This is a genomic window from Formosa agariphila KMM 3901 (assembly GCF_000723205.1).
GTDB lineage: Bacteria > Bacteroidota > Bacteroidia > Flavobacteriales > Flavobacteriaceae > Formosa > Formosa agariphila.
The window spans coordinates 165,133-178,303 of record NZ_HG315671.1 but is presented as its reverse complement, the minus strand read 5'-3'; the positions used below and the strand labels follow the sequence as shown (position 1 = coordinate 178,303).

At 34.5% G+C, this 13,171-nt stretch carries 13 protein-coding genes; 11 read left to right on the top strand and 2 right to left on the bottom strand.

The window, feature by feature from the left end:
* Positions 1 to 211: 211 nt before the first annotated feature.
* The 4 genes from serS (at position 212) to BN863_RS00705 (ending at position 4,176) form a co-directional block, all read left to right on the top strand.
* A complete protein-coding gene (serS, locus tag BN863_RS00715) occupies positions 212 to 1,483 on the top strand; it encodes a serine--tRNA ligase (RefSeq protein ID WP_038526223.1) in 1,272 nt (423 codons plus the stop codon).
* A 390-nt stretch (positions 1,484 to 1,873) separates the two neighbouring features.
* Positions 1,874 to 2,314 carry a tetratricopeptide repeat protein gene (locus tag BN863_RS18710; protein WP_242404058.1) on the top strand — a complete coding sequence of 147 codons (441 nt, stop codon included), beginning with the start codon at positions 1,874 to 1,876 and terminating at the stop codon, positions 2,312 to 2,314.
* Positions 2,305 to 3,654: a tetratricopeptide repeat protein gene (locus BN863_RS00710; protein ID WP_242404057.1), complete on the top strand. Its 1,350-nt coding sequence runs from the start codon at positions 2,305 to 2,307 to the stop codon at positions 3,652 to 3,654. Before BN863_RS18710 ends, BN863_RS00710 begins: the two co-directional genes overlap by 10 nt.
* A gap of 3 nt (positions 3,655 to 3,657) precedes the next feature.
* A complete protein-coding gene (locus BN863_RS00705; protein WP_038526220.1) occupies positions 3,658 to 4,176 on the top strand; it encodes a GNAT family N-acetyltransferase in 519 nt (172 codons plus the stop codon).
* A gap of 8 nt (positions 4,177 to 4,184) precedes the next feature.
* Here BN863_RS00705 and fucU read toward each other — a convergent pair whose 3' ends face one another.
* A complete protein-coding gene (fucU, locus tag BN863_RS00700) occupies positions 4,185 to 4,619 on the bottom strand; it encodes an L-fucose mutarotase (protein WP_038526217.1) in 435 nt (144 codons plus the stop codon).
* A 275-nt stretch (positions 4,620 to 4,894) separates the two neighbouring features.
* On the opposite strand from fucU, the gene BN863_RS00695 reads away from it, so the two are divergent.
* The 7 genes from BN863_RS00695 to BN863_RS18640 all read left to right on the top strand — a co-directional run bounded on the left by BN863_RS00695 (position 4,895) and on the right by BN863_RS18640 (position 10,227).
* Positions 4,895 to 5,221, top strand: coding sequence for a DUF4286 family protein (locus BN863_RS00695; protein WP_038526214.1), 327 nt, complete (start codon positions 4,895 to 4,897; stop codon positions 5,219 to 5,221).
* Between the two features lie 5 nt (positions 5,222 to 5,226).
* A complete protein-coding gene (gene rsmA, locus BN863_RS00690) occupies positions 5,227 to 6,012 on the top strand; it encodes a 16S rRNA (adenine(1518)-N(6)/adenine(1519)-N(6))-dimethyltransferase RsmA (protein ID WP_038526211.1) in 786 nt (261 codons plus the stop codon).
* A complete protein-coding gene (gene mgtE, locus BN863_RS00685) occupies positions 6,012 to 7,385 on the top strand; it encodes a magnesium transporter (RefSeq protein ID WP_084817440.1) in 1,374 nt (457 codons plus the stop codon). The genes rsmA and mgtE overlap by 1 nt, the downstream gene beginning before the upstream one ends.
* 136 nt (positions 7,386 to 7,521) lie before the next feature.
* On the top strand, positions 7,522 to 8,460 hold the full coding sequence (locus BN863_RS00680; protein ID WP_038526208.1) for a 2-hydroxyacid dehydrogenase: 939 nt from the start codon (positions 7,522 to 7,524) through the stop codon (positions 8,458 to 8,460).
* 37 nt (positions 8,461 to 8,497) lie between these two features.
* Positions 8,498 to 8,950: a DUF1801 domain-containing protein gene (locus BN863_RS00675; protein ID WP_038526206.1), complete on the top strand. Its 453-nt coding sequence runs from the start codon at positions 8,498 to 8,500 to the stop codon at positions 8,948 to 8,950.
* Positions 8,951 to 9,022: 72 nt separating this feature from the next.
* Positions 9,023 to 9,409, top strand: a complete 387-nt coding sequence (locus BN863_RS00670; protein ID WP_038526203.1) for a VOC family protein — start codon at positions 9,023 to 9,025, stop codon at positions 9,407 to 9,409.
* 56 nt (positions 9,410 to 9,465) lie between these two features.
* Positions 9,466 to 10,227 (top strand): DUF4870 domain-containing protein, encoded by a 762-nt coding sequence (locus BN863_RS18640; protein ID WP_193363887.1) that lies wholly within the window; start codon positions 9,466 to 9,468, stop codon positions 10,225 to 10,227.
* A gap of 89 nt (positions 10,228 to 10,316) precedes the next feature.
* On the opposite strand, the gene BN863_RS00660 is transcribed toward BN863_RS18640, so the two are convergent.
* Complete coding sequence (locus BN863_RS00660) at positions 10,317 to 12,965, bottom strand: AsmA-like C-terminal region-containing protein (protein ID WP_038526200.1); 2,649 nt, start codon at positions 12,963 to 12,965, stop codon at positions 10,317 to 10,319.
* Positions 12,966 to 13,171 lie beyond the last annotated feature (206 nt).

Here is a 13,171-nt window from a genome sequence, read left to right as displayed (position 1 = left end):
AAATCTTATTACTTTTGTTTTTAATTAAATTTTCACCCTGCGTTAAGGATTGTAGCGGCATCCTTTTTTACTTGTTTTAATTTTAGTACTCATATTCTAGACATAAACTATAGATCTAGAATGGTAGAGCACACCTATTTAAACGTGTAAAAAAGATATAGCGAAAAGCCTGGTCTTGTTGAAAAACAAGAAACGCCCAAATAAAAAAAAGATGTTACAAATACCTTTTATAAGAGATAATAAAGACCGCATTATTGCAAATTTAGCAAAGCGAAACATTGATGCTACAGATATGATTTCTGAAGTGCTTGACCTTGATGAAGCACGTAGAAGTACACAAGCTCAATTGGATAATACTTTAGCAGAAGCCAATACATTATCGAAAGAAATAGGGAATTTATTTAAAAGTGGTGAAGTACAAAAAGCGAACATTTTAAAAGAAAAAAGTGGCGCTTTAAAAGAGTTGTCTAAGGAATTAACTGAAAAATTATCGGAAACATCTGATGGTTTAAACCAATTGTTATATAAAATCCCGAACGTACCTAACGATACGGTTCCTGCAGGAAACTCTGAAGATGATAATGAAGAAATTTTTAGAGCTGGAGATATTCCTACCTTATACGATGGCGCAATGCCTCACTGGGAATTAGCGAAAAAATACGACATTATAGATTTTGAATTAGGAAACAAAATTGCAGGTGCTGGTTTCCCCGTTTACAAAGGGAAAGGTGCCCGCTTGCAACGTGCCTTAATTGCATACTTTTTAGATAAAAACACGGCTGCTGGTTATACCGAATACCAATTACCGCATTTAGTAAACGAAGCGTCTGGATTTGGAACAGGACAATTGCCAGATAAAGAGGGACAAATGTACCACGTTACTGCAGATAATTTATATTTAATCCCAACTGCAGAAGTTCCAGGAACTAACATTTTTAGAGATGTGGTTTTAAACGAAAGCGATTTACCAATCGGGATTACAGGTTATACGCCATGTTTTAGACGTGAAGCTGGAAGTTACGGTGCACACGTTAGAGGTTTAAACCGTTTACACCAATTCGATAAAGTTGAAATTTTACGCGTCGAGCATCCAGACAATTCTTACAAGGCTTTAGATGGTATGGTAGCGCACGTAAAAACCATACTTGAAGATTTAAAATTACCATATAGAATTTTAAGATTATGCGGTGGTGATTTAGGGTTTACATCGGCATTAACTTTCGATTTCGAGGTTTTCTCTACGGCTCAAGATCGTTGGTTAGAAATTTCATCTGTATCTAACTTTGAAACTTTTCAAGCTAACCGTTTAAAATTACGTTTTAAAAATAAAGATGGGAAGAATGAATTGGCACATACATTAAACGGAAGTTCGTTAGCTTTACCTCGAGTTTTGGCTGGAATTTTAGAAAATTGCCAAACAGAAAAAGGTATTGTTATTCCAGAAGTATTAGTACCATATACAGGTTTTTCTATTATTGACTAATGGTTTTTAAAATCAAATTTTTGTACAAAACTTTACGGTAAAACCGTAGTAGTTTCGATGAAATACTAAAAAAACATGTCGTTTAACGATTTTATTCTTGTAAATTTTGAATATTAGATATTTATTAGGAAGTTAGTATCTTCAAATTAAGATTTACAAAAAGTTTGCATTAAAACAGAGTTTAAAAATTGAGTTTTTTACACGCAAACAAAAAATATACACAGTATAAAAGTATCCAACGGAGTAATTGAATCATATTGGGTTGACAGTAGATTAATAGCACTTTTATTTTGGTTGGTATAAATGCCTGATTTTATCAGGCATTTTTTATGCCCTAGTTTTTCTGTTGTTACTACCCACTTTCCTATCTTTACCAGAATCTAAAAAACTATGAAATTTATAATTGTTTGCTGTATGCTTTTAAGTGTTTGCGTGTATTCGCAACAGGACATTATGGCCAAACAATACTTTAAAAATGGAGATTTCGAGAAAGCTCTACTCTCCTACCAAAAGCTATACGATAAGAATCCCACCAACATAAATTACATTAAAGCACTTGCTGAAACACAAATACAATTACAGCAATACAATGAGGCCGAGTTACTTTTAAAAACATCTATTGAACAGATGAAATACCCCTCGTTTTATGTCGATTTAGGCCATAATTACCAACTACAAGACAAGCAAATTCTAGCCGACGAAAATTACGAGAAAGCAATACAAAGTTTAGAAGAAAATACAAGTTATGTATATTCTGTTGCTAGACAATTTCAAGACTATTCGTTATGTGAGATTATGCCATTCGTGCTTATAAAAAAGCAATGTCTTTAAACGAAAGCTTAGATTTTAGCATGCAGTTATCTCAAATTTATGGCGAGCAAGGAAATGTTGAAAAAATGTTTGTAAGTTACATCGACTTCCTGGATAAAAACCCCATCTATATTAACGACTTAAAACGTTTATTTAGCGATTTTTTAAATGAAAATCCGAGTAACGAAAACAATACAATTCTAAGAAAAACCATACTTAAAAAGATTCAACAAAATCCAGATTTAATTTGGAACGAATTATTGAGTTGGTTATTTATTCAGCAAAAAGAATTCAATAAAGCATTTACGCAAGAAAAAGCAATTTATAACAGACTTCCAGAAAGTTTAAACCGCATGGCCGAATTAGGCTCTATAGCCACCGATGAAAAGGATTTCGATACTGCAACAGCCGTTTACAATTACATTATAGAAACGTCTCAAGATACAGACACAAAACTAAGAGCACATTATAATGTATTACAACTTGAAACAGAATTAGCTTCAGAAAAAGATTATAAATCTATTCAGTCGGAATACCTAAAACTTTTCGAGAATTACGGAACACAAACGCAAACCTTAAAACTCCAAATTGCTTACGGACATTTCCTAGCCTTTAATTTACATGAAATTCGCGATGCTGAAGTGTTTTTAAAGCAAATGCTAAATTTAAATTTAAATGAGAACCAAATTGCTGAAGTAAAATTAGAATTAGGTGATATTTTAGTGTTGCAAGAAAAATTTAACGAGGCTTTAATTTATTACACCCAAATACAACGTAGCTTAAAAAACAGTACCATATCTCAAGAGGCTAGATTTAGAGTAGCAAGAACAAGTTATTATAAAGGCGATTTTAAATGGGCAGAATCGCAATTAAATATTTTAAAACAATCGACTTCGCAATTAATTGCTAACGATGCCTTAGATTTAAAACTTTTAATTTCTGATAACAAATATGAAGACTCAACTCAAACCGCATTAAAACTATACGCTAAAGCCGATTTATTAGCCTACCAAAACAAACCTAAAGAAGCGATAGTCGTTTTAGACACCTTATTAAAAAATCATGCGTCCGAACCTATTTCGGAACAAGCCTTATACAAACAAGCGCAATTATTCGAGACACAAAAAGTATACGATAAAGCAGAAAACAATTACCTACTGCTTATAGCAAATCATAAAGACGGATTATTAACAGACGATGCCTATATTGCTTTGGCACAATTATACAACACCACTCTAAATTTACCTGAAAAAGCAAAACCGCTTTACGAATACATTATTTTTAATTTTGAAGGTAGCATCTATTTTGTAGAATCACGAGCGCAATATAGAAAATTGCGTGGCGACGATTTAAATCAATAACTCATGTATATATCTGCAACCAAAAGATTATATTTTGAAGAATTAAACACGTCTGACGCACCATTTATTCTAGAACTCATGAACACGCCTCATTGGCTAGAGCATATTGGAGACCGTAATATAAAAACGTTAGAGGATGCAAAAAACGTAATTACAAACACGCATCTTAAAAGTTATCGCGAGCATGGTTTTGGGTTTTATAAATTACTTTTAAAATCTGAAAACCTATCACCTATTGGTGTTTGCGGATTGATAAAACGTCCAGAGCTTGATGGTGTAGATATTGGATTTGCATTTTTACCAGCATACGAGCGCCAAGGTTTGGGATCAGAATCGGCTCTAGAAATTATAAAGCTAGCTGAGACAAAATTCAATTTAAAAGAAGTATTAGCTATTGTCTCTCCAGAGAATTCTGCTTCCATTAAATTACTCGAAAAACTAGGATTAACGTATCAGAAAAACGTCACACCTTTTTCAGACGGGAAAGAATTGTTGTTATTTTCTAAAACACTTAAGCCTTAACTTCATTTTTATAAGATAGGCGTTACACCTTTTTTAAGAATAATATTACCATATTTTGCTGTTTCACCTGTAACCACCACAGCATACGCTTTGATTGTACGTTCGTAAAATGCGAAACGTTCTATATGCTTTATTTCGGGAGCTTCTGGATAAATATGGTGTATACTGTTAAGATAACTGTTTTGTACATTCGCATCTAATGTATCTCCAGGAACAGCATCCATCATAATTAAGGGTGACGGATCGTAACTATCTAGCATAAAAAGCGGTAAAACACCCAACAATAAATCTGGTATTTTAACGCCATCTAACCTCAACACTTTTGTGTTATAGGTATAGGCAGGAAAATGCGCATCGGCAAAGACAATTTCCTCACCATGTCCCATTTCGGCTAATACTTTTAATAATTCTGGACTAATTAAAGGAGAAATACCTCTTAACATTGGTTTATTTTTTAGTTATTTTGATTCCGCCTACTCTAGTTAAAATGGTCACATTACTGTAAATTTTCACCTTTATAAGAATCGCGGTAAAATTAATTAAAAATCAGCTTTAATTTATCTAAACATAAGAATTCGTTTACACCTCTCAAATTCATGCACAACAAATAGTGATTGCGTTAAATTTCTTAAAAAATTAGGACTAACTTACCAAAAAACAGGAATTCATTTTGTTCGTGGCGATGAGTTGTTGTTATTTGCAAAAAATTCAATTAAATATGTATATCTATAACGTAACCTCTAATGTAAGCGATGCCGTACACGACACTTGGATCACATGGATGAAACAAGAACATATCCCGCAAGTACTTTCAGTTGGCACTTTTTACGAAGCTAAACTAACTCGCGTACTTATAGAAGAAGAAATGGGAGGCAAAACCTATTCTGTACAATACCGTGCAGAAACACGCGAAGATTTAGATAGATATTACAGCCAATTTGCAGAATTACTTCGCAAAGAAGCCTTTAATAAATTCGGTGAAAACGTATTAGCTTTTAGAACAGAACTAGAAGTTGTAGATGTTTACAGCGTAACAAAACAGTAATATACATGACGGTAAAAGCAAAAAAACATTTAGGTCAGCATTTCCTTAACGACGAATCTATTGCCGAAAAAATAGCAAATTCGCTATCTTTCGAAGGGTATAAAAATGTTCTGGAAATTGGCCCTGGAATGGGGGTTTTAACCAAATATTTGCTTGACAAGCCTACAAAAACCTATGTGGTAGAAATTGATTCTGAATCGGTAGAGTACTTAAAAGCTAACTATTTAAACTTAGCAGATCGTGTTATCGAGAAAGATTTCTTAAAGTACGATATTAACGAGGTTTTTAAAGGCGAATCGTTTGCTGTTATAGGAAATTACCCGTATAATATTTCTACCCAAATTGTATTTAAAACTTTAGAAATGCGGGATCAAATTCCTGAATTTTCTGGAATGTTTCAAAAAGAAGTGGCGCAACGTATTTGTGAAAAAGAAGGTAGTAAAGCCTACGGTATTTTATCGGTACTTACTCAAGCTTTTTACGATGCAGAATACTTGTTTACCGTACCACCACATGTATTTAATCCGCCACCAAAAGTAGATTCTGGTGTGTTGCGATTAACACGAAAAGAAGACTATAGTTTAGACTGTGACGAAGCCATGCTATTTAAGGTTGTAAAAGCCGCTTTTCAGCAACGCAGAAAAACACTTCGTAACAGTTTAAAAACATTCAATCTATCCGATAGTTTAAGAGAAGATAGTATCTTTGGGCAACGTCCGGAACAACTTTCGGTAGCACAATTTATCGCGTTAACTAAACGTATAGAAATCGATTTAAAGACACAAGAATAGTGGAAGAAAACGAAGACAATATTCAGTTTAAAATAAGTGATGAACTTATTGAAAATGTGGAACAGTTAATTGAGTCTAAAGATGATGCAAACATCTTAGAACTTTTAAGTGATTATCACCACGCTGATATTGCCGAAATTCTAGAAGAAACAGATATTAATCACGCCACTTATGTGATTAAACTTTTAGATAGTGAAAAAACTTCGGAAGTATTAATGGAATTAGACGAGGATACTCGTGAAAAAATTCTAGATACACTCTCTGCAAAAGAAATTGCCGAAGAAATTGACGAACTGGATACCGATGATGCGGTAGACATGATTTCTGAATTATCAGACGATCGTCAGCAACTCGTAATCGACCACATTGAAGATCAAGAACACGCACAACACATTAAAGACCTATTGCGTTACGACGATAATGTGGCAGGTGGATTAATGGCCAAAGAACTTGTAAAAGTTAACGAGAACTGGACCGTTACCCAATGTGTAAAAGAAATGCGTGCACAGGCCGAAGAGGTCACTCGCGTACATTCTATTTATGTGGTAGACGATAATCAAAAGCTTATTGGTCGCTTATCGTTAAAAGATCTTTTAATAGCGTCTCCAAGAGCACATATTTCAGATGTTTACATTCCTAAAGTAGATTATGTGTATGTTACTGAAGATGTAGAGGAAGTCGCTAATATCATGCAAAAATACGACTTGGAAGCCATTCCTGTAGTCGATAAAAACTTCATTCTTTTAGGTCGTATTACCATCGATGATATTGTAGATGTTATTCGAGAAGAAGCCGAAAAAGACTACCAACTTGCTGCCGGTATTACTCGAGATGTCGAGGCCGACGATAGCATTTGGAAACTAACCAAAGCCCGCTTACCATGGTTACTAATTGGTATGTTTGGGGGTTTAGGAGCCGCAAGCATTATAAACAGTTTTAGCGGCGCCATGGGCGACTATATTATTCTGCTAAGTTTTGTGCCACTAATACAAGCAACCGCTGGAAATGTAGGTGTACAATCGTCTGCCATAGTCGTTCAGGGCTTAGCCAACAACACCATGGATAGCAGTTTAGTCAGGCAATTATTTAAAGAATTCACCCTAGGTTTAGTCAACGGTTTGGCCATTGCCCTAATCGCTTTATGCGTTACACATTTCGCTTTTGGCACACCATATACCGTATCTATAACCATTGGTTTAGCACTAATTGCTGTAATTGTAATGGCGGCACTCATAGGTACATTTATTCCTATTATTTTAGATAAACGCGGCATAGATCCTGCTGTAGCCACAGGACCATTTATTACCACGAGTAACGATGTGTTTGGTATTCTAATTTACTTCTTAATTGCTAAAGCCATGCTCGGGTTTTAATTGGGGCGTTCCCGAAATGGGGTCAGGCTTTCACAACTCTCTTTTTTAGATTGAAAAACCTAAAAATGAAGATAAACAAATCGCTCAATCGGTAACGCAAAAGTTCGTAAATTTGAACTCTAATTTTTTCAGCACTATGAACATTCTTCATCTGGATAGTAATCATCCGCTTTTAAAACAACAACTCATCGATTTTGGATTCACCAATCACGACGACTTTACATCAACAAAATCAGAGGTAGAAGCTAAAATTCATCAATACGATGGTATTATTATAAGAAGTCGTTTTACTATCGATAAGCAATTTTTAGATGCTGCAAAAAACTTAAAATTTATTGGCCGTGTAGGGGCTGGTTTAGAAAATATAGATTGCGATTATGCCCAATCTAAAGGTGTATATCTTATTTCTGCTCCCGAAGGCAATAGGAATGCGGTTGGCGAACATACATTAGGTATGTTGCTTTCACTATTCAACAAACTCAATAAAGCTGACCACGAAGTTCGCGAAGGCAACTGGTTACGCGAAGCTAATCGCGGCATAGAACTCGACGGAAAAACAGTTGGGATTATTGGTTACGGAAACATGGGAAATGCATTTTCTAAAAAATTACGCGGTTTCGATGTCAACGTATTGTGTTACGACATTAAAGCTGGTGTTGGTAACGAAAATGCAAAACAAGTAGACCTAGAAACGTTCCAAAACCAAGTTGATGTAGTGAGTTTACATGTGCCACAAACACCACTTACTCAAAACATGATTAATGCAGAATTTATTAACGGCTTCAAAAAACCATTCTGGTTTTTCAATACAGCCAGAGGTAAAAGTGTAGTGACAACCGATTTGGTTTCAGCATTAAAATCGGGTCACATTCTAGGTGCTGGATTAGATGTTTTAGAATACGAAAAAACATCTTTCGAAAATTTATTTACTGCAGATAATATGCCTGAAGCTTTCAACCATTTAATTCAGTCTGAGAATGTATTACTTACACCACATGTTGCAGGATGGACTATTGAAAGCAAAGAAAAATTAGCGCAAACAATAGTCGATAAAATTCAAGAAAAATTTATGTAACTTTAAGCTACCTTAACGATAGCTTAACAATAACTTAATGACTCACATTGCTAAAACTCCTGAAGATTATATTAACAATCTTCCAGAGAGGCGCAAAGCTCCCATATCTAGATTACGACAAGTAATTCTAGACCACTTACCTAGTGGCTTTCAAGAAACCATAAGTTATGGCATGATTGGATACGTAGTACCACATGAACTCTACCCAAATGGGTATCATACAAATCCAAAACTACCATTACCATTTATAAATATTGCTTCTCAAAAAAATTATATTGCACTGTATCATAACGGCATTTATGCCAATGAAGCGCTTTTAAAATGGTTTACAGCCCAATACCCAAAACACTCTAAATACAAACTAGACATGGGGAGAATCTGTATCCGATTTAAAAAAATAGACGATATTCCTTACGAGCTTATTGGTGAGTTGGTGACAAAAATGACGCCTCAGCAATGGATCATCACTTACCGTAACACTTTAAGATAGTCATCGCGTAAGAGCAAATTTACCTACATATTCAACAGCGTAATACTAAAAAACAATAACATATATAATCTCATGAAAAAACGTGTAACAGGACTTGGTGGCATCTTTTTTAAAACTCAAAACCCAGATGCTACAAAAGCATGGTACGGCAAACATCTAGGCTTGCCTGTAGATGATTATGGCTGTACATTTTGGTGGAAAGATAAAGAAGGAAACGACTGCTCCACACAATGGTCTCCATTTAAGAACGACACCACTTATTTTAGTCCGAGCGACAAACCATTTATGATGAATTTTCGTGTAGAAAACTTAGTCGAGTTATTAGAGACATTAAAAGACGAAGGCGTTACAATTGTTGGTGACATTGAAGTTTACGAATACGGAAAGTTTGGTTGGATCCTAGACCCCGAAGGCAATAAAATTGAATTGTGGGAACCTATAGATTCAGCCTTCTTATAATTCAATTCATTTTTTTACTACCTTTATTTTACTAACCTTTTAAACACTAACACCTTATGCCTGACGAAAAGAAAAATTTAAACGAAGATGTAAAGAAAAACACAGATAATGCTTCAGAGCATATAGACAAGAAATCTGATGCATTTACTGATGATATCAACAAAGGTTTCGAAGATGCTAAAACCTCAGCATCAGAATTGAATAAAGACATTAAAGAAGCCGTAGACGACCTTAAAAATGAAGCTTCGGAATTTTCAGACGATATGAAAAAGAAGGCCGACGAATTCTCTAAAGACACCAAGGCTAAAACTGATAAATTCTCGGAAGATTCTAAAAAGACATTCAATGAATTCTCTGAGGATAGCAAAAAATCTTTTGAAGAAGCCAAAGAAAAAGCTTCAGACTTTGCTGACGATTCTAAAAAGAAAGCTGATGATTTTTCTGAAGAAGCTAAGAAAAAATTTAATGAGTTTACCAAAGACAGAAAGCAGACTGCTAACGAGTTTGCCGAAGATGCTAAAAAAACACTGAGCGACGGAAAAACAGTAGCTATAATTGCACATCTACACTTTTTAGGATGGATAATAGCTTACTTCTTAAATCGTAATAACAAAACAGAATTAGGCTCATTTTACTTGAGACAAACATTTGGGATTTTCTTAGTAAGCTTACTGTTTTTTATTCCTGTAATTGGATTTTTTATTTCACTTTTTGCTCTTGCATTATGGATTATGAGTCTTGTAAATGCCCTAGGAGGAAATACAAAACCTGTATTTGCGGTTGGCGATAAATTTCAAGAATGGTTCGCTTCTTTATAACGAAACAAAAACGCTGAAGATCTAAAATCTTCAGCGTTTTTTTATTTAATAGTATTTCGATTATAAAAATAGATTACTCTCTAAAACCGTTACTCTTTTTTACTTCCAAATAATCCGTTTAATAGCTTATCGGCTGCTTTCTTAATATTATCTGTGGTTACAGAATCTTTAGATTGGGTAGCAGAATTTGTGCTTGTAGAATCTTTAGATGTATTGCCGCCTAGAAAACTATTCAAAGCATCTGTAACTTTCTTACTGCCTTCATTTAATAACTTGTCCTTTTGCATCTCTACCAGCTTATTAGTTAAAGCTGTTGCTGTGGCACTTAAATCTGTAGTAATAGAAGGACTACCAACACTACCGCCTATCTTCGCGCTTACAGGCACAGTAATATTTTTTGACTCAGCATCGTCTAACTTGGCTAATAAGTTTTGTGCTTCTTTACCAAGATATTTTGCCGGGACATCGAACATGGCATTATAATTTATAGACTGGTCGAACCCATGACTTCCAGACACCTCAACAGAGATGTCTTTTACTTTAAAATCGAAAGGTTTCACCTGGACTTGCCCGTCTTTAAACGTTAGCGTTGTATTTAATTTCTTAGTTTCACCGGCATCAAAATTTAAAAATTCTAAACGGTTTACCAACGTACTTAACACTTTACTTTCTTCTGTAATAAAATTAGTTACCAAAACTTCTGCCAATGCAGTTCCTGAAATAGTATTTAAATTAGGTGTAAAATCGTTGCCTAAATCACCATGTATTTCAAAATTCGAATTTAAAACACCTTGCATGGCTTTAGCCACTGGAGCTAAGGCTTGTAATAACTCTAAACCGTTAAAAGATTCTGCGATATCGAAACTTTTCATGCCTAATTTCACATCAAAGGTCGGTGTGTCTGCTTTGGTAGACACCGCACCGTTTAAAGCGATTTGACCGCCAAATATATTCGATTTAAAATCTTTTAAGGTCACCGTTTCATCTTTTACAAATAAGGTAGCAGAAGCATCTTTAAGTGTCAAATTATCGTACAGCACCGTATTTGCATTTGCAACAATTGTCGCATCTAGAAATGCTGGAATTTTAATTTGCTCTACAGTTGCAACTTCAGCTTTTGTATTCTCTGTAGGTTCTACAGATTCTGTATTATCGGGAGTTTCATTTTCCGTCATAAAGTCGTTTACAGCAAAGGTGTTAGAGTTCAATGTAAAGTTTCCTTTAAGCATTTGGTCGTTAAACATGAAACCTAATAAATTATCTATTGTTCCTTTTGCCGATAAGTCTGTACGACCAGTTTTAGCATCAAACGTATTTAAAGTTACATTCTGAGTATTGAAGGTTAGACCCGCTTTAGAAATTTGAATGGGACTCTTCATATCTTCAGAATTAAACTCAAATCCACTTAATCCTAACGAACCACTGTTTTTAGTATCCTGATATCTCCCATCTTCAATCGCTTTCATATCGAAAGCCGTAGCAATGTTAGCATCTAAAATTCCTTGTAATTGTTGTTCCACTTCAAAGGGATAGGCTTGCGACAGATTTCCTAAATTAATACGCCCTTTTAAGTTGGCATTCACTAACGGATTACCCATTAATTCTTTAATAGTCGCATTGGCACTAAACACGTCTTGTGCAATTTTAAACGTCAAGGTATTTATATTAACATAGGTGTGTTCTAAAATTCCCGTGTCGTTAGCAATCTTAGTATCTATGGTAATATTAGATACCGATTGCGGTAAATCTGGATATTTAAACGAGGCGTTATTAGAGGTAATTCCAATATTAAAAGCCGGAATATGTGCTTCATCTATAGTTCCGTTTACTGTACCTTGCACTACAAAATCGCCTGTGGTTTCTACGTTTTCTATGTCTTTAGAATATGCCTCGGGAATTAATGCTAAGAAGTTTTTAAAATCTGAAGACGGCGTTTTAAATGTAAGGTCTACATCTTGACTCACTTCGTTAAGTTTTACCGAACCATCGAAAACCAATTCTAATTGATTGATTATGGCTTTGTTTTCTAAAAAGGTATAACTGTTCTGTTCTAAATCGATTCCTAATTTAGCATCTAATTGAATTGGTGTGTCTTTAAAATAATTGGTTTCATCCATATCAAAAGAAATCAATCCGCTAGTTTTGGTATCCAATTCAGATTTTACAGCAGAAAGGTCTCCTGTACCAGAATGATTAAAATCGTTTAATTCGAAATACATTTTCCCTTGCTCGTCGTGGTATTTAATTTGAGAATTCGTGATTTCATACTTCTGAATAGATAAAGAGACGTTACTCGCAGGTGCTTCTGAAACAGCTTCTGTAGTCTTTGTTCCATCCTTCTTAGCTATGTCGTAATTTACATTCCCGTCTTTGTCGATAAGGACATTAACAATAGCACCGTCAATACTAAACGTATTTATAGTATAACTTTCGTCTGCACTATTAAAAATCTGCATAAACGGGACACTAACATTTGCATTTTTTGCTGATACTAGAGTTTCGCCAGCAAAGGTTCCTGTATTTAAAATACTCATGTCGTTTATAGAAACAGAGACTTCTGGAAAGTTTCGAATAAAACTCACATCTGCATCTGCAAAATCGAATTCTGCATCTATATTTTTATTAACTGTACTTTTTACTATATCTAGTATTTTTCCTTCGAATAAAAAGGGAGCAGCAATCAGGAATACTAATAGTATTCCAATAACTATTCCTATTATTTTAAGCGTTTTTTTCATATTAAATATATTTTCGATTTGGTGTAGAGCCTTGAATGGTATTACAAAAGTGGTACTAATTCTAAACAACTAAACACACTTTAATAAAAGTTTAATGTTTGTAAATTGTATACGGCTAAACCCTAAACATAGTGTTCTATTTCTAGAGTTCATTTCTCTGAATTAGCACCCACAAAAAAACTTAAATAAATATTGATTTCAGTTCT